Genomic DNA, 16742 nt, shown 5'->3' with positions numbered 1-16742 from the left:
CCGGCGGATGCTGAATATGACACGGCGATGATCCGGTCGGACTAAGCTCGCCCGCAGCGCACCGGCTTGAGATGAATTCGTGCGCTTGTTCCCCATTTGTGTGGAACCCCAGCCGACTCCTGTCAGAAGGCCTACATGGTGAGTGTTCAATCCCCTCCCGTTCGCCGTGAACTTCCCTACGCGCGCGTGCTGTTGCTGCCGGCCATAGCGATGGCCGCGGCGTCCGGAGCCGCCGTCGCCCTGGTGGCGGAGTCGGCCCGGCTCGCGGTCGGCTGGTGCGGCGGCATCGCCACCGCGCTGGTGATCGCGACGGCGGCCGAAGCGGTCCGCCGCGGCCGTGCCCTGCGCAACCAGCGTGCCGAGCACGCCCGTCACAGCGCGTATCTGGAACAGCGGATCGCCGGCCACGAGCACGAGTTGGTCCGCTTCTCGAGGGAGGTCGTCCCCGCCGCCCTCGACCTGCTGCGCACCGGAGAATCCCCCAGGGAGGTGATTCGCAAGCTCGGCCTCGCCAACCCCGCGTACCGTGACCTGCCCGAGCCGGAGGTCGAGACGCTCCTGACGGTGCTCAGGATCGTCGACAACGAAGTGACCATGCGTGACGCCGCCGCTCGCTCCTTCGTCACGGTCGCCCGCCGCGTCCAGGCGATCGCCCACCAGCAGGCCGAGGAACTCCGGGAGATGGAGGAGGACCACGGCCGCAACCCCGAGGTCTTCGACGACCTGCTGCGCATCGACCACGGCAACGCGCTGATCGGCCGCCTCGCCGACTCCGTCTCCGTCCTCGGCGGCGGCCGCCCCGGACGCCAGTGGCCCGAGCCGGTGTCCCTGTACAGCACGCTGCGCGGCGCCATGTCCCGCATCCTGGAGTACCGGCGCATCCAGCTGTCGTCCATCGCCAAGATCAGCGTCAAGGGCATCTACGTCGAGCCGGTCATCCACGCCGCCGCCGAGCTCCTCGACAACGCCACGCGCTACTCGCCCCCGCAGACCAAGGTGCACGTCACCGCCACCGAGGTGCAGACCGGCGTCTGCATCGAGATCGAGGACGGCGGTGTCAACCTCAACGAGGAGGCGCGAGCCCGGATCGAGGGCATGCTGGAGGCCGCCAAGGCGGGCGTCGACCTCCAGGACATCGGTGAGCACCCGCGGCTGGGCCTGGCCGTCGTCGGCCGCCTCTGCACGGCGTACAACATGCAGGTGTCGCTGCGCGCCTCCGCCTACGGCGGCGTCCGCGCCATCCTCATCGTGCCCAGCGAGATGGTCACCCACGAGCCCGGTGTCGGACTCGCCCACGGCATCGGCGCCACCGGCGCCCCCATGACGGTCGGCATTCCCGAGGGCCCCAAGCGCGCACCCAAGAGGCGCCGTCCCACCAGCCCGCGCATCCCCGAGACGGTCTCCATGGAGGACGACGACGTTCCCGAGGTCACCGAGTGGACGGCGAACGGTCTGCCGCAACGCCGCAGCCGGGTGAAGATGCCGCTCTCCGAGCGACTCGCCCAGCAGGCCGCCAACGAGAAGGCCGACCGGGAGGCCGAGGAGCGGGGCGAGTACAACCCCTGGGCGGCGACGGCGGAGCCCGAGTCCAAGCCGCTGCGCGACATGTCGGCGCCGGACGCCCCCGGCAAGGGCCTCGAGGCCTTCTGGGAGGGACTCAAGCAGGGCATCGAACCCGGCACCCACCCGACGGACTTCCTGCGGAACCCGACCAAGTATCTGCACCTGATCAACGACCCGGCCCGGACCGAGGCCGATGACGAGGGGGACCTCAAGTGATCCAGCAGCGAGGCAACTTCGACTGGATGCTCAAGGAGCTCGCCAACGGCGTGCCGGGCATCGAGATGATCGTGGTGCTCTCGGCCGACGGTCTGCGCATCGCCCGCTACGGCGGTGAGCCCGACGCGGCCGACCGGGTCGCCGCGGCCTGCGCCGGCCTGCAGTCCCTCGCGGGCAGCATCTGCCAGGAACTCACCGTGGGCGACGGCGAGATGAAGCTCGTCATGATCGAGATCGACCGTGGCTACTTCTATCTGATGAACGCCGGCGCCAACGCTTTCCTCGCGGTGCTCTCCGACGTGCGGTGCGAACCCGGCCGGATGAGCGCGATGATGCGTGACCTCATCGTCCGGATCGGTGGCCATCTGACCACTCCGCCCCGGCGCAACGGGCAGATCGTATGACGCCTCCGCAACGCCAGCGGCGCGACCCCACCCCGGAATCGCCCCCGCCCGAGGAGGGCGAGGGCAAGGTCAGAAACCCGGAGCGGATGTATGTGGTGGCCGGCCCCGACGGAGAACGGGCCGAGCTCGACCTGGTCACGTTAATCGTGGCGCGTGCCGATGACCCGCCGCCTTCCGCCTCCCCCGAGCAGGCGGCGCTGCTCCGGCTCTGCGCCGCCCCCCTGTCCGTGGCCGAGCTCTCGGCCTACCTCCACCTGCCGTTCAGCGCGATGGGCGTGCTGCTCACCGAGCTGCTGACGGCGGAACTGGTGCAGGCGCGCGCCCCGATCGTCCGCCAGTCACGCACCGACCGTTCCCTTCTCGAAGCGGTGATGAATGGACTTCAAAGGCTCTGACACCATCCCGGGCCCCCGGGCCGAGGACCAGTTGCCCCACACGGCACAGTCCGCGGCCAAGATCGTGATCGTGGGTGGCTTCGGCGTCGGCAAGACGACCATGGTCGGCTCCGTCAGCGAGATCACACCGCTGACCACCGAGGAGACCATGACGCAGGCCGGTATCGGTGTCGACGACAACTTCGGCTCCGCGTCCAAGACGGCCACCACCGTCGCCATGGACTTCGGCCGCATCAGCATCACCGACCAGCTCGTGCTGTACCTGTTCGGCACACCCGGCCAGCAGCGCTTCTGGTTCCTGTGGAACGGCCTGTTCGAGGGCGCGCTCGGCGCCGTCGTGCTGGTCGACACCCGTCGGCTGGAGGTCAGCTTCGACGTCATGGGGCGGCTGGAGGAGCGCGGTGTGCCGTTCGTGGTGGCGGTCAACTCCTTCCCGGACGCCCCGCGTTACGCCATCGAGGAGCTCCGTACGGCCCTCGACCTCGCCCCGGACATCCCGATCATGGAGTGCGACGTACGCCGCCGGGCCTCCAGCCGTGACGTCCTGATGACCCTCATGCGCTTCCTGCACTCGCTCGCCATGACGGGCTCGCGCACCTGATCCCGTACCCGCCCCACTCCACCCCCGCTTTCCCCCACCAGACACCTGGATTCACTTCAGTTTCGGAGCGACCACTGTGACGCCTGAATCCCACACCCCGACCGATACCGACGCCTCCCGGCTCGGCCCGCCCCCCGGTTGCCCCGCACACGGCCTCGGGCCCGGCGGACTGCACCGGCTGCACGAGTCGGAGGATCTGGGAGCGCTGTACGAGCAGCTGCGGAAGGACCACGGCCCCGTGGCGCCCGTGCTGCTCCACGACGACGTACCGATCTGGGTCGTCCTCGGACATGCCGAGAACCTGCACATGGTGCGCTCGCCCTCGCAGTTCTGCCGGGACAGCCGCATCTGGACCCCGCTCAAGGACGGCCTGGTCAAGCCCGACCACCCGCTGATGCCGCACATCGCCTGGCAGCCCATCGCCTCGCACGCCGAGGGCGACGAGCACAAGCGGCTGCGCGGCGCGGTCATGGGCGCCATCTCGACCATCGACTTCCGCAGCCTGCGCCGCTACATCAACCGCAGCACGCAGGCCATCGTCAACCGCTTCTGCGAGCAGGGCGAGGCCGACCTCGTCGGCCAGTTCGCCGAGCACCTGCCGATGGCCGTGATGTGCGAGATCCTCGGCATGGCCGACGAGTACAACGACCGTCTCGTCGAGGCCGCCCGCGACGCGCTCAAGGGCACCGAGACCGCGATCGCCAGCCACTCCTACGTCATGGACGCCCTGAGCCGGCTCACCGCGCGGCGCCGCGCCCAGCCGGAGGAGGACTTCGCCAGCTACCTGATCACCCACCCGGCCCGGCTGACCGACGACGAGGTCAGGGAGCACCTGCGCCTGGTGCTCTTCGCCGCCTACGAGGCGACCACCAACCTGCTGTCCAACGTGCTGCTCACGGTACTGATCGACCCGCGCTTCCGGGCCCAGCTCAACGGCGGCCAGATGACGGTGCCGGAGGCGGTGGAGCAGTCCCTGTGGAACGAACCGCCGTTCAGTACGGTCTTCGCCTACTTCGCCAAGCAGGAGACCGAGCTGGGCGGTCAGCGCATCCGCCGGGGCGACGGACTGCTCTTCGCCCCGGCCCCGGCCAACGTCGACCCGCGGGTACGGCCCGACCTGTCCGCCAGCATGCAGGGCAACCGCTCGCACCTCGCGTTCGGCGGCGGCCCGCACGAGTGCCCCGGCCAGGACGTCGGCCGCTCCATCGCCGATGTCGGCGTCGACGCGCTGCTGATGCGGCTGCCCGACGTCGAACTCGACTGCGACGAGGAGGAGCTGCGCTGGACGGCGTCCATCGCCTCCCGGCACCTGGTGGAGATGCCGGTGACGTTCTCGCCCAAGCCGCCGCAGGACGTGACGGAGCCGCCGAACCACAAGCAGGTCCCCGCGCAGCGCTCCGACTGGCAGATCGGCAGCCCCCGGCCGCAGGCCGCACCGGCCGCCGCCCAGCCGCAGCCGGCCCCGGCGCAGCCCCAGCCGGCCCCTGTGTATCCGCAGGTTCCGGCAGCGGCTCAGGAACCGGCCCGCCCCAAGGGCGTCTGGCAGCGCTTCCTGAGCTGGTGGCGCGGCTACTGACCGGCTGACGGGCCGTCGTACGTCCCGGCGGCCCACCGGTCGTACGACGCCCAAGCCGAGAGCTCCCGGCCGCTGCGGAACCGGTGCTCCTCGCCCGTGACCGGATCGGTGAACTCCAGGGCCCGTGCCAGCAGTTGGAGCGGGCGCCGGAAGTCACCGGCCGGTACGGGGTCGGTCACCTCCGGGTAGAGCGGGTCGCCGAGGATCGGCACCCCCAGCGCGGTCATGTGCACCCTGAGCTGGTGCGTCTGCCCGGTGCCGGGCACCAGCCGGTACCGGGCGAGCTCGCCCGCTCCTCCCGGACGGTGCTCGACGAGTTCGACACGGCTCACGGCGTTCGGCTCGCCCGCCACCTCCCGGGCGGTGAGCACCCCGCGCTCCTTCACGATCCGGCTGCGTACGGTCCGGGGCAGCGTGAGGGCGGGGTCGTACGGGGCGACGGCCTCGTACTCCTTGTGGACCCGGCGGTCACTGAACAGGGTCTGGTACGCGCCGCGTTCCTCGGGGCGCACGGTGAACAGCACGAGCCCCGCGGTGAGGCGGTCCAAGCGGTGTGCGGGGCCGAGCGCGGGGATGTCCAGCTCCCGGCGCAGCCTGGCCAGCGCGGTCTCGGTGACATGGCTGCCGCGCGGGGTGGTGGCGAGGAAGTGGGGCTTGTCGACGACGACGATGTGCTCGTCCCGGTGCACGACCTCCAGCGGGAAGGGCACCGGCACCTCCTCGGGCAGCTCCCGGTGGAACCACACGAACATCCCCGGCACATACGGCGCGTCCGCCGCCACGGCCCGTCCGTCCGCCCCGACGATCCGCCCCGCGTCGAACATGCCGTCGACGACCCCCGCACCCGCGCCGCTGAGCCGCTCCACCAGGTGCTCGCGCACGGTGGTCCACGACCGGGCGACGGGCAGCCGCACCCGTACCGGATCCACGCCGTGGCGCTGCGGCAGGGGAGAGGGCGGGATGCGGGGCTTGCGTCTCATCGCGCCCAGCGTACGAGGACCGGCGCGCCGGGCGGAAAACCACTGGGGAAGTCCCTCACGTCCTTGCCAGGATGCGGGGCATGCCGTTCCTCACCAGCCCGGTCCTGGCCGCCGGGACCCTCGCCCACCGCCCGCAGCCCACCCTCGCCACCGGCGACGGACTCCTCCTGCGTCCCTGGCAGGTCTCGGACGCGCCCGCGGTGTACGAGGTCTTCCAGGATCCCGTGATGCACCAGTGGCACGCCCGGGCCGCCGACTCCGAGGAGGAGGTCACCGGCTGGATCCGTGACTGGCACCGGGCGTGGGAGGAGGAGCGGGAGGCGCAGTGGGCCGTCACCGACGCGGACTCCGGCTCGCTGCTGGGGCGGGTCGCGCTGCGCGAGATACGGCTCGACGACGGTGTGGCGGAGGTGGCGTACTGGACCGTCCCGGCTGTACGGGGCCGTGGCATCGCCGCGCGTGCCACGACCGCACTGACCCGCTGGGCCCTCGACGAGACCGGCTTCCACCGCCTGGAACTGCTGCACGCCGTGCGCAACGAGGCGTCCTGCCGCGTCGCCACCAGGACCGGCTTCCTCCTCGAGGGCACCAAGCGCAGCGCCCTCCTGCAGCCGGACGGCAGGCACGACGCGCATCTGCACGCGCGAGTGCGGGGTGACTGAAGGGGCGTCGCGTCGCCGAGGCCCGTCGCGCTCGCGGCGCTCAGGCGGCCGGGGTGTTCTCCTGCTCCGCCTCGATGCGCGCGTTCCAGTCCCGCTTCGAGGCCTGCCAGCCGTCCTCGTCGTGGCCGCGTCGCCAGTAGCCGGAGATCGACAGGTCCTCGCGCGAGATGTGGCGCTCGACCCGGAGCAGATGGCGCAGCTCCTTGACGAAGTGTGCCTCGCCGTGGACGAAGGCGTGCACCCGGCCCTCGGGGAACTCCAGGCTCCGTACCGCCTCGACCAGCGCCTCGCCGAGGGGCCGGTCGCCGCGGTGCAGCCAGACGACGTCCACGTCCGAGTCGATCTTCTGCTCCTCCTCGGGGCCGGAGATCTCCACGAAGGCGAAGGCCTTGGCGCCGCGCGGCAGGGCCTCCAGGGCGCAGGCGATCGCGGGCAGCGCGCTCTCGTCACCGACTAGCAGATGCCAGTCGGCGTCGGTGTCGGGCGCGTAGGCCCCGCCCGGTCCCATGAAGCGCACGACCTCGCCCGGCTGGACGCGCACCGCCCAGGGACCGGCCAGGCCCTCGTCGCCGTGGATGACGAAGTCCAGGGTCAGCTCGCGGTGCTCGGCGTCCCACTGGCGCACCGTGTACGTCCGGGTCACCGGCCACTGTTCGCGGGGGAGCTCATAGCGAACGCGCTGCATGTCGAAGGGTTCCGGGTAGGTCACGCCCTCGGGTGCGAACAGCAGCTTCACATAGTGGTCGGTGCACGCGCCCGCCGCGAAGTCGGCGAGGCCCTCGCCGCCGAGCACCACACGCTGCATGTGCGGAGTCAGCCGCTCGGTGCGGACGACCTGAGCGGAATGCGGCTTACGCGGCTGGCGTCCGGGTCGCTCTGCCATGAGGACCTCCCTGTCTCGCATAGTTAGGCTTACCTAAGTTAGCACCTCGCCCCCACTTAACACCTCCCGAATGAGAGGTTCATGAACACCGCCGGTCTCCGGGAGGCCGTCGGCCCGCCCCCGTCACACCGCCAGTGTGGTCAGAAGACGCTCCAGTGAGCCGCCCAGTCCCCAGCGGGTCGCCAGCGCTTGAAGCTCCGCCGGGTCGCGCGGGGACCGGGGCAGCGCCGTGGTGACATCGGGCAGCGGTACGTCGTCCGCGACCCGGACCACCTTCGGCGCGACCGCCAGATAGGGGCGCGACTCGTCCAGCCGCCTGCGCTGCGTCGGCGTGAGCTTCGACCGCCGGTCCTCGACCGCCGCCATGATCCCGGCCAGGTCCCCGTACTCGGCCAGCAGCTTGGCGGCCGTCTTCTCGCCGACGCCGGGCACGCCCGGCAGGCCGTCGCTGGGGTCGCCGCGCAGCAGGGCCAGATCCGCGTACCCGCTCCCGCCGACCCCATACTTCCCGCGCAGCACGGCCTCATCGGTGAGCTGGAGCGTGCCCACGCCCTTCAGCGGGTACAGCACGCGCACCCCGCGCGCGTCGTCCACCAGCTGGTACAGGTCCCGGTCGCCCGTGACGATGTCGACCGGGCCCTCGGCCCGCGCGGTGAACGTGCCGATCACGTCGTCCGCCTCGTACCCCGCGACGCCCACGCGCGCGATGCCGACCGCGTCCAGCACCGCCTCGATGACCGGCACCTGCGGCGACAGCGTGTCGGGCACCTCCTCCTCGTCCGGGCCGGCCGCGCGCTCCTCGGCGACGCGGTGCGCCTTGTACGAGGGGATCAGCTCCACCCGCCAGTGCGGCCGCCAGTCGGCGTCCATACAGGCCACGAGCTGGTCGGGCCGGTGGTCCTTGACCAGGCGGTCGATGAAGTCGAGCAGCCCGCGCACGGCGTTCACCGGCGTGCCGTCCGGGGCCCTGACCGAGTCCGGGACGCCGAAGTAGGCGCGGAAGTACAGGGAGGCGGTGTCGAGGAGCATCAGTCGTCCGGTCACGCCCCGCATCATGCCGTACGCCACTGACAGCCACTCGCCGCTGAGCAGCGCGTTGCCGTGTGTGCGTCTTGTGTGAAGCGCCCCACTTGTGGGTTTGGCTTTCCGGATCCGGGGGAGGCGCGGCCCCAGAGCGAGGCTGGTTGCGCATTTCAACTGTTTGCGGCCCTGTCCTCGCTCTGTTCTATTGCCGTCGAGATTGAGGTGCACGTGTCAGCGAGGCTTCAGGCAGAGAGCCTGTACAAAGTGTTCGGCAGAAGACCGGACCGAGCGGTCGAGCGGCTCCGTGACGGAGCCGACCGGGAGGATCTGCGCGCCGAGGGCACGACCGCCGCCGTGATCGACGCTTCCTTCACCGTGGAGCCCGGCCAGATCTTCGTCGTCATGGGTCTGTCCGGATCCGGCAAGTCCACCCTGCTGCGCATGCTGAACGGCCTGCTCGAGCCGACCGCCGGGCACGTCCGCTTCGACGACCAGGACCTGACCGCGCTCGGCGACCGGGAACTGCGCAAGGTCCGCTCCCGGAAGATCAGCATGGTGTTCCAGCACTTCGCGCTCTTCCCGCACCGCAGTGTGCGCGAGAACGCCGCCTACGGTCTGGAAGTGCAGGGCGTGCCCCGCGCCGAGCGCGTACGCCGCGCCGACGAGGCGCTCGCCCTGTGCGGCCTGGCCGGCTGGGAGAAGTCCTGGCCCGACGAGCTGTCCGGCGGCATGCAGCAGCGCGTCGGTCTCGCCCGCGCGCTCGCCACCGACGCCGACCTGCTGCTGATGGACGAGTCCTTCAGCGCCCTGGACCCGCTGATCCGCCGCGACATGCAGGACCAGCTGCTCGAGCTCCAGCAGAAGCTCAAGAAGACGATCGTCTTCATCACCCACGACCTGAACGAGGCCATGCGCCTGGGCGACCGCATCGCCGTCATGCGCGACGGCCGGATCGTCCAGATCGGCACCGCCCAGGACATCCTGCTGCGACCGGAGAACGACTACGTCGCCTCCTTCACCCAGGACGTCGACCGCTCCCGCGTCCTGACCGCGGGCGAGCTCATGGACCCCTCGGCCACCGCCGACGACCCCGGCTGCCGGTGCCGGACCGCCACGGCCGACACCCCGTTCACGGAGCTGTGCGCGATCAGCGCCCGGCTCTCCCACCCCGTCTCGGTCGTGGACAAGGACAACAAGCAGATCGGCGTCGTCCCCCGGCAGCGCCTGATCGGCTTCCTCGGCGACGAGCAGGACGCCACCCCGCAGCCCTGCGACTCCCCGCGGGACAAGGGCGGAGAGAAGGTGACCGCCCGTGCCTAGGATCGAGCTCGGCACCTGGGTCAACGACGCGGTCGACTGGCTCACCACCCACATGGCGTGGCTGTTCGACTTCTGCAAGACCGTCTTCCTCGGCCTCTACGACGGCATCAACGCCGTCCTCCAGGCCCCCGAACCGCTCCTCCTCGCGGGCATCTTCGCCGTGGTCGCCTTCTGGCTGCGCGGCACGCTCGCCGGTGTCCTCACATTCGTGGGATTCGCGTTCATCGACTCCCTCGAACTGTGGGAGAACGCGATGATCACCCTGGCGCTCGTCCTCGTGGCGACCGTCATCGCGCTCGTGATCTCCATACCCGTCGGCATCTGGGCGGCCCGCTCGGACCGCGTCAGCGGTCTGGTCCGGCCCGTCCTGGACTTCATGCAGACGCTGCCCGCGATGATCTACCTCATCCCGGCGATCCTGTTCTTCGGAACCGGCGCCCCCGCCGGCATCGTCGCCACGCTGATCTTCGCGCTCGCCCCGGGCGTGCGCATGACCGAGCTGGGCATCCGGCAGGTCGACAAGGAACTGGTCGAGGCCGCCGACGCGTTCGGCACCACACCCCGCAACACCCTGCTGCGCGTCCAGCTCCCGCTCGCCCTGCCCACCGTCATGGCCGGCGTCAACCAGGTCATCATGCTCGGCCTGTCCATGGCCGCGATCGCCGGCATGGTCGGCACCGGCGGCCTCGGCGGCGACGTCAACGAGGCCATCGGTCAGCTCAACGTGGGCCTGGGTTCCGAGGCCGGTGTGGCCATCGTGATCCTCGCGATCTACCTGGACCGCATGACCAGCGCCCTGGGCACCCAGGTCTCCCCGCTCGGCCGCCGCGCCGCCGCCAAGCTGCGCGCCGCCCAGGGTCTGAGGATCTGGTCCTACCGGCCCCGCCCGGTCGTCGCCGTGGTCGGCGTCGTCGTCCTCGCGCTCGCCGCGGGCGGCATGGGCGTCTTCGGCAAGAGCGCCGACTCCACCGCCGTGGCGGGCGGCAAGAACGTCGGCCAGGGCAAGAAGATCAGCATCGGCTACATCCCCTGGGACGAGGGCGTCGCCTCCACCTTCCTGTGGAAGGAGGTCCTGGAGCAGCGCGGCTACGAGGTCGAGGCCAAGCAGTTCGAAGCCGGCCCGCTGTACACCTCGCTCGCCCAGGGCAGCGTCGACTTCCAGACGGACGGCTGGCTGCCCACGACCCACGCCCAGTACTGGAAGAAGTACGGCAAGCAGCTCGACGACCTCGGCTCCTGGTACGACAAGACGTCCCTGGAGCTCTCCGTGCCCTCCTACATGAAGGGCATCGACTCCCTCGAGGACCTCAAGGGCAAGGCCTCGCAGTTCGGTGGCAAGATCACCGGAATCGAGCCCAGCGCCGGCGAGATGGCCCTGCTCAAGAGCAAGGTCCTCAAGGAGTACGGCCTGGACAAGGAGTACAAGGTCGTCGACAGCTCCACGCCCGCCATGCTGGCCGAGCTGAAGCGCTCCTACGCCCAGAAGAAGCCGATCGTCGTCACGCTCTGGTCGCCGCACTGGGCGTACAACGACTACGACCTCAAGAAGCTCAAGGATCCCAAGGGCGCCTGGGGCAAGGGCGACGGCGTGCACACGCTGTCCCGCAAGGGCCTCGCGGACGACGACCCGACGGTCGCCGAGTGGCTGAAGAACTTCAAGATGAACGAGAAGGAGCTCACCAGCCTCGAAGCCGAGATCAACAAGGCCGGCAAGGGCAACCAGCAGGAAGCCGTGCGCGCCTGGCTGAAGCAGAACCCCGGCTTCGCCGACAAGATGGCCCCGGTGGAGAACGCCGGCGGCAGCACGCCCGCCGAGGCCAAGCAGCCCCTGGACGTGGCGTGGTTCCCCTGGGACGAGGACATCGCCGTCACCTACCTGTGGAAGAACGTCCTCGAGCGGCGCGGCTACAAGCTGAACCTGAAGCAGATGGACGTCGGCCCCGTCTACACGGGCCTGGCCTCGGGTGATCTCGACCTCAACTTCGACGCCTGGCTGCCCTATGCCCAGAAGAACTACTGGGACAAGAACAAGGACCGGCTCAAGGACCTCGGCACCTGGTACGAACCGACCTCCCTGGAGATCGCCGTACCGTCCTATGTGAAGGGCGTCGACTCCCTGGAGGACCTCAAGGGCAAGTCCGGCACCTTCAAGGGGAAGATCATCGGCATCGAACCGGGCACCGGCGAGATGGACCTGGCGAAGAACAAGGTCCTGCCCGCCTACGGCCTGGACAAGGAGTACGAGGTCGTCGACGGCTCCACCCCGGCCATGCTGGCCGAGCTGAAGCGCGCCTACGCCAAGAAGGAGCCGATCGCCGTCACGCTCTGGTCGCCGCACTGGGCGTACAGCGACTACGAGCTGACCAAGCTGAAGGACCCCAAGAAGGCCTTCGGCGAGGGCAACACGATCCGCACCATCTCCAACGAGAAGTTCCCCGAGGAGTATCCGCAGCTCACGAAGTGGATCAAGAACTTCAAGATGACCGAGGAGGAGCTCGGCACCCTGGAGAGCGAGATCAAGAACCGCGGTCAGGGCCATGAGGAAGAGGCCGTCGCCGCGTGGCTGAAGGAGCACCCCGACATGGTGGAGCGCATGACGCCGCAGTGAGTCCGGATGCGGTGCGGGGCGGGACGCGAACACGACGCGTCCTGCCCCGCACCCGTCTCCACGAGCAGGATCCGGACAACCACAGAGCGCGACGCCACCCCCAGAGCCCCTCCTGGCACCCTGTTCCTCCCGTAGGAGGAATCCGCCCCCTCCCCTGAAGGCGGCGGATCCCCTGGCGCGAACCATGAGGTCGCGCACCGCCCTGTATGACGTCGATGTGACGGGCGCATGAAACGGTTTGCCGAACATGCGTAGGGTGCAGACAACTCAACAGAAGCAGTGCGGCGGGAGACCGGCGCACGGGGACCGGATCGACGGGCGAAGGAGGGAGCCGGAGCGATGGGCGACCACAAAGAGCAGTCCCTTCGGGTGGGCGCGGCCGTACGCCGCCGGCGCCGCGCGCTGGAGCTCACCCTCGCCGCCGTGGCCGAGCGCAGCGGCCTGTCGGTCCCGTTCCTGAGCCAGATCGAGAACGACCGGGCGCGTCCCAGCCGAAGCTCCCTGGAGAAGGTCGCCGACGCCCTGCGCACCACCGCCGTGGAACTCCTCGCCGCGGCCGACCCGGCGTGCAGCGTGGACGTCGTCCGCGCCGAGAACGGCGAACCGCTGCCCCGGCCCCGGACCCGTTCGCTGGTGCGCGGCCACCACCAGATGCACGCCTCCGAGTTCATCGGCGACCATGACGCGGGCCGGGAATTCCAGTACCGCAACGACCAGTTGATGTACGTCGCCGACGGCGCGGTGGAGATCGAGGCGGAGGGCCGCGCCTACCGGCTCGGCCGCGGCGACACGCTGTACCTCACCGGCGGCGTACGGCACCGGTGGCGGGCCACGGAGTCGGACACCCGCGTGGTCGTCGTCGCCGTGGCGGAGCACATCGAGGCGGTCCGCGACCGGCCGCGCCGGTGAGGGTCGTCTCGCTGGTCCCCTCGCTGACCGAGGCCGTGGCCCTCTCCGCGCCCGGCGCCCTGGTCGGCGCCACCGACTGGTGCACCCATCCGCCCGGCCTGGACGTCGTACGCGTCGGCGGCACGAAGAACCCGAAGCCCGACCGGATCGTCTCCCTCGCCCCCGACCTGGTGATCGCCAACGAGGAGGAGAACCGCGAGCCCGACCTCGCGGCCCTGCGCGCGGCGGGCGTCGAGGTCTTGGTGACGGAGATCCGCGACGTGCCGGGCGCCTTCCGGGAACTGGCCCGGGTCCTGGACGCCTGCGGGGTGGCGGCGCGCCCGCGCTGGCTGGACGAGGCGGAGCACACCTGGTCGTCCCTGCCGCGGCCGGTGACCCGCCTGACGGCGGTCGTGCCGATCTGGCGCCGCCCCTGGATGGTCCTGGGCCGCGACACCTTCGCGGGCGACGTCCTGACCCGCCTCGGCATCGACCACGTGCACACGGCGCACCCCGAGCGCTACCCCCGCATCCCGTTGGAGGAGTTGCGCGCGGCGGCGCCGGACGTGGTGATCCTCCCGGACGAGCCCTACCGCTTCACCGCCGACGACGGCCCCGAGGCCTTCCCCGGCCTGCCCTGCGCGCTCGTCAGCGGACGGCACCTCACCTGGTACGGGCCATCGCTGGCCGAGGCGCCACGGGTGCTGGAGCGGGCCCTGCGAGCAGCTCGCCCCTGAGCAGCCCGCGCACGGTGCCCGCGGCGGCGGTGCCCCACGCGACGACCAGCACCGCGTACAGGACCACCGCCGGCCCTTCGTAGGCCACGAGCCCGGTGTGCCGGCCCAGGGCCTCGGCGCCCGTGACACAGGTGCCGACCGGGAAGGTGAACGACCACCACGTCATCGCGAACCGCATCCCGTGCCGCCGGGCGCGCAGCACATGGACGGTGGCCAGGCAGAACCACAGCAGCGCGAACCCCATCACAGGCACGCCGTAGAGCACGGCGAGAACACCGAAGCCCTGGCTGTACGGCGCCGGTACGACTCCGGGGGCGGTGTCAGCGAACGCGCCGACGGCGGTCGTCGACTGCCCGAGCGGGCCGAGCACCAGGAACAGCGTGGGGGTGAGGGCGAGGGGCAGCGGCCCGCCGGTGAGCAGCCGTCCGAAGACCAGCGGCAGCATGACGAGCGTCGCCAGCAGACTGAGCCCGAACAGCGCGAAGCAGCCCAGCAGCAGCGTCTCCCGGGCCTGCCCGGGCGGCAGATGGGGAACCAGCTGCGGCCCGACGGCGGCCGACACCATGGGCGCGACCAGCGGCAGCAGCCAGACGGGCGTGGCCTGGCCCGGCTCTACCCGGTGCCGTACGGCCATCAGATACGGCACGGCGACGGCGGCGGCAAGACCGAGAGCCGTGCCGGCACTGAACAGCACGGCGTCGAGCGCGACGGCCGCCCGCACGCCGATCACGTCCCGGCCCACGGTGAGCGCACCGCCGCCCACGGCGAGCAGGGCCATGGCGAGACAGCCGTAGAAGGGGGCCGTCGCCGGGTCGAGGAGATGGGCGCGGGCCTGGTCCCGGTGGTGGGCCCAGTGCACGGCCCGGGCCCCGAGCAGGGTCAGGAGCAGGACGAACGCGAGGGCCCAGACCCCGGCGAGCACGGGGCGCAGCCCGGGGAGGTGCGCCGCCAGGGCGGCTCCGGCGGTGGCGACGACGGCGGTGCCCATGACGGTGGCGTACCAGTTGGGCCCGAGATGACGGACCGACACGGGGTACGCGAGGGGCTGGGCTGCGGTGACCATGACTCCACGGTCGGTCCGCCGGAGCCGTGCCACCAGGGACCATGCCTCTATGGCGACATAAGCTGGGTTTATGAGCAGGACGGATGAGCAGGGTGACGTGCCGACCACCGCGACCGGGTCCCTGGCGCACCGGGTGCCGGATCTCGGGGCGCTGGAGCTGCTGTTGGCGGTGGCGCGGCTCGGCAGCCTCGGCGGGGCGGCGCGGGAACTCGGCATTACCCAGCCCGCGGCGAGCAGCCGGATCCGGTCGATGGAGCGGCAGCTCGGTGTGGCGCTGGTCGACCGCTCGCCCCGCGGGTCGCGGCTGACGGACGCCGGTGCGCTGGTGACGGACTGGGCGCGCCGTATCGTCGAGGCGGCGGAGGCGTTCGACGTGGGCGCGCAGGCGCTGCGCGACCGCCGTGACTCGCGGTTGCGGGTGGCGGCGAGCATGACCATCGCCGAGTACCTGCTGCCCGGCTGGCTGCTCGCGCTGCGCGCCCAGCGGCCCGACACGGCGGTGTCCCTGCACGCCGGCAACTCCACGGTCGTGGCGGAACGCCTGCTGTCGGACGAGGCGGATCTGGGCTTCGTGGAAGGGGTGTCGGTCCCTACGGGGCTGGACTCCGCCGTGATCGCCCACGACCGGCTGATAGTGGTCGCGGCGCCCGGCCATCCCTGGGCCCGCCGCCGACGGCCGCTGGCGGCGGGGGAGTTGGCGTCGACGCCGCTGATCCTCCGTGAGAAGGGGTCGGGTACGCGGCAGGTTCTGGACGCGGCGCTCGGGGGACTGGCCCGGCCGCTGATCGAGTTGTCCTCGACGACGGCGGTCAAGGCGGCGGCGGTGAGCGGGGCGGGGCCGTCGGTGCTGAGCGAACTGGCGGTGAGGGAGGAGCTGGCGATGCGGCGGCTGGTGAGTGTGCCGGTGGAGGGGGTGGCGCTGGCGCGGGATCTGCGGGCGGTGTGGCCTACGGGGCATCGGCCGACTGGTCCGGCCCGGGATCTGCTGTCGCTGACGCGGGGGTAGGAGGTGCCCGGGCGGGTATGTCGAGCCCGGCTTCTTGTTCGGCTGATTCGGGTGGTGGGTGGCCATAGGCCGGGGGTCCAGGGGGCGGAGCCCCTGGTGCTGTGCGCGCACCCGGGTCAGGTCGTCGCGGCCGCTTCCACCAACGCCCGCATCACCCGCACGTCATCCCCCATCTCCGGGTGCCACTGCACCCCCAGCACCCACCCCGGATGCGTCGGCAGTTCCAGCGCCTCGATCGTCCCGTCCGCCGCATACGCCGACGGGACCAGGCCCTCGCCCAGCCGGTCCACGGCCTGGTGGTGATACGTCGGTACGAAGGTCTCCTCCGGCACGACACCGCCGTACAGACTCCCCGGCACCGGCTTGACGGTGTGGCCGCCGAAGACGCCCACCTGCTCCGCATGCCCGTCGATGTGCTGCACCAGCGTCCCGCCGAGGGCCACGTTCAGCAGCTGCATGCCCCGGCAGATCCCCAGCAACGGCACACCCGCCGCCAGCGCCGCGTCGATCAGCGCCAGCTCCCACGCGTCCCGCTCCCGCGCCGGCGGCCCGGTTCGCGGCTCGCGCTCCGCGCCGTAGCGGACCGGCTCGACATCCGGCCCGCCCGCGATGACGACCCCGTCCAGCCGGGCCACGACATCGGCCGCGTGCAGCGGGTCGTCCGGTGGAAGCATCGCGGCCAGGCCGCCCGCGCGCCGCACCAGCCGCGGGTAACCGGCCGGCAGCAGCGCCGCGTCCAGCTCCCACACGCCCCAGCGCGCACCGGACTCCAGATAGGTGCTGACCCCGATCAACGGCCTGGACACAGCAACTCCCT

16 protein-coding genes are annotated in these 16742 nt (G+C 71.2%); 11 read left to right on the top strand and 5 right to left on the bottom strand.

Features of this window, described 5'->3' with window-relative positions:
- Positions 1–135: 135 nt before the first annotated feature.
- From ACWIF2_RS23365 to ACWIF2_RS23345, 5 genes are all read left to right on the top strand, one after another.
- Positions 136–1779: a sensor histidine kinase gene (locus ACWIF2_RS23365; RefSeq protein WP_454362572.1), complete on the top strand. Its 1644-nt coding sequence runs from the start codon at positions 136–138 to the stop codon at positions 1777–1779.
- A complete protein-coding gene (locus ACWIF2_RS23360; protein ID WP_399021109.1) occupies positions 1776–2183 on the top strand; it encodes a roadblock/LC7 domain-containing protein in 408 nt (135 codons plus the stop codon). Before ACWIF2_RS23365 ends, ACWIF2_RS23360 begins: the two co-directional genes overlap by 4 nt.
- Positions 2180–2578, top strand: coding sequence for a DUF742 domain-containing protein (locus ACWIF2_RS23355; protein ID WP_454362571.1), 399 nt, complete (start codon positions 2180–2182; stop codon positions 2576–2578). Before ACWIF2_RS23360 ends, ACWIF2_RS23355 begins: the two co-directional genes overlap by 4 nt.
- On the top strand, positions 2559–3179 hold the full coding sequence (locus ACWIF2_RS23350) for a GTP-binding protein (protein ID WP_454362570.1): 621 nt from the start codon (positions 2559–2561) through the stop codon (positions 3177–3179). The genes ACWIF2_RS23355 and ACWIF2_RS23350 overlap by 20 nt, the downstream gene beginning before the upstream one ends.
- A 76-nt stretch (positions 3180–3255) precedes the next feature.
- Complete coding sequence (locus ACWIF2_RS23345) at positions 3256–4755, top strand: cytochrome P450 (protein ID WP_454362569.1); 1500 nt, start codon at positions 3256–3258, stop codon at positions 4753–4755.
- Here ACWIF2_RS23345 and ACWIF2_RS23340 read toward each other — a convergent pair.
- Positions 4749–5735, bottom strand: a complete 987-nt coding sequence (locus tag ACWIF2_RS23340) for an RluA family pseudouridine synthase (protein WP_454362568.1) — start codon at positions 5733–5735, stop codon at positions 4749–4751. The genes ACWIF2_RS23345 and ACWIF2_RS23340 overlap by 7 nt on opposite strands.
- Before the next feature lie 80 nt (positions 5736–5815).
- Here ACWIF2_RS23340 and ACWIF2_RS23335 point away from each other — a divergent pair, with 80 nt between their 5' ends.
- A complete protein-coding gene (locus ACWIF2_RS23335; RefSeq protein ID WP_454362567.1) occupies positions 5816–6397 on the top strand; it encodes a GNAT family N-acetyltransferase in 582 nt (193 codons plus the stop codon).
- A gap of 40 nt (positions 6398–6437) precedes the next feature.
- On the opposite strand, the gene ACWIF2_RS23330 is transcribed toward ACWIF2_RS23335, so the two are convergent.
- A complete protein-coding gene (locus ACWIF2_RS23330; RefSeq protein WP_454362566.1) occupies positions 6438–7280 on the bottom strand; it encodes a siderophore-interacting protein in 843 nt (280 codons plus the stop codon).
- Positions 7281–7403: 123 nt separating this feature from the next.
- Positions 7404–8333, bottom strand: coding sequence for a 5'-3' exonuclease (locus tag ACWIF2_RS23325; RefSeq protein WP_454362586.1), 930 nt, complete (start codon positions 8331–8333; stop codon positions 7404–7406).
- Between the two features lie 198 nt (positions 8334–8531).
- Between ACWIF2_RS23325 and ACWIF2_RS23320 the strand changes: the two genes are divergently transcribed.
- The 4 genes from ACWIF2_RS23320 (at position 8532) to ACWIF2_RS23305 (ending at position 13856) form a co-directional block, all read left to right on the top strand.
- Entirely contained in the window at positions 8532–9623 is a 1092-nt protein-coding gene (locus ACWIF2_RS23320; protein ID WP_454362565.1) for a quaternary amine ABC transporter ATP-binding protein, read from the top strand.
- Positions 9616–12231, top strand: a complete 2616-nt coding sequence (locus ACWIF2_RS23315) for an ABC transporter permease/substrate binding protein (protein ID WP_454362564.1) — start codon at positions 9616–9618, stop codon at positions 12229–12231. The genes ACWIF2_RS23320 and ACWIF2_RS23315 overlap by 8 nt, the downstream gene beginning before the upstream one ends.
- A 339-nt stretch (positions 12232–12570) precedes the next feature.
- Complete coding sequence (locus ACWIF2_RS23310; protein WP_454362563.1) at positions 12571–13140, top strand: helix-turn-helix domain-containing protein; 570 nt, start codon at positions 12571–12573, stop codon at positions 13138–13140.
- A complete protein-coding gene (locus tag ACWIF2_RS23305) occupies positions 13137–13856 on the top strand; it encodes a helical backbone metal receptor (protein ID WP_454362562.1) in 720 nt (239 codons plus the stop codon). The genes ACWIF2_RS23310 and ACWIF2_RS23305 overlap by 4 nt, the downstream gene beginning before the upstream one ends.
- Here ACWIF2_RS23305 and ACWIF2_RS23300 read toward each other — a convergent pair.
- Entirely contained in the window at positions 13783–14919 is a 1137-nt protein-coding gene (locus tag ACWIF2_RS23300) for a TDT family transporter (protein WP_454362561.1), read from the bottom strand. The two genes, ACWIF2_RS23305 and ACWIF2_RS23300, sit on opposite strands and share 74 nt — an antisense overlap.
- Positions 14920–14989: 70 nt before the next feature.
- Between ACWIF2_RS23300 and ACWIF2_RS23295 the strand changes: the two genes are divergently transcribed.
- Positions 14990–15925: a LysR family transcriptional regulator gene (locus ACWIF2_RS23295; protein ID WP_454362560.1), complete on the top strand. Its 936-nt coding sequence runs from the start codon at positions 14990–14992 to the stop codon at positions 15923–15925.
- Between the two features lie 116 nt (positions 15926–16041).
- On the opposite strand, the gene ACWIF2_RS23290 is transcribed toward ACWIF2_RS23295, so the two are convergent.
- Entirely contained in the window at positions 16042–16719 is a 678-nt protein-coding gene (locus ACWIF2_RS23290) for a gamma-glutamyl-gamma-aminobutyrate hydrolase family protein (protein WP_454362585.1), read from the bottom strand.
- Positions 16720–16742: the final 23 nt, after the last annotated feature.

Source organism: Streptomyces sp. NPDC055506 (assembly GCF_053643595.1).
This window is presented reverse-complemented; position numbering and strand designations above follow the sequence as displayed.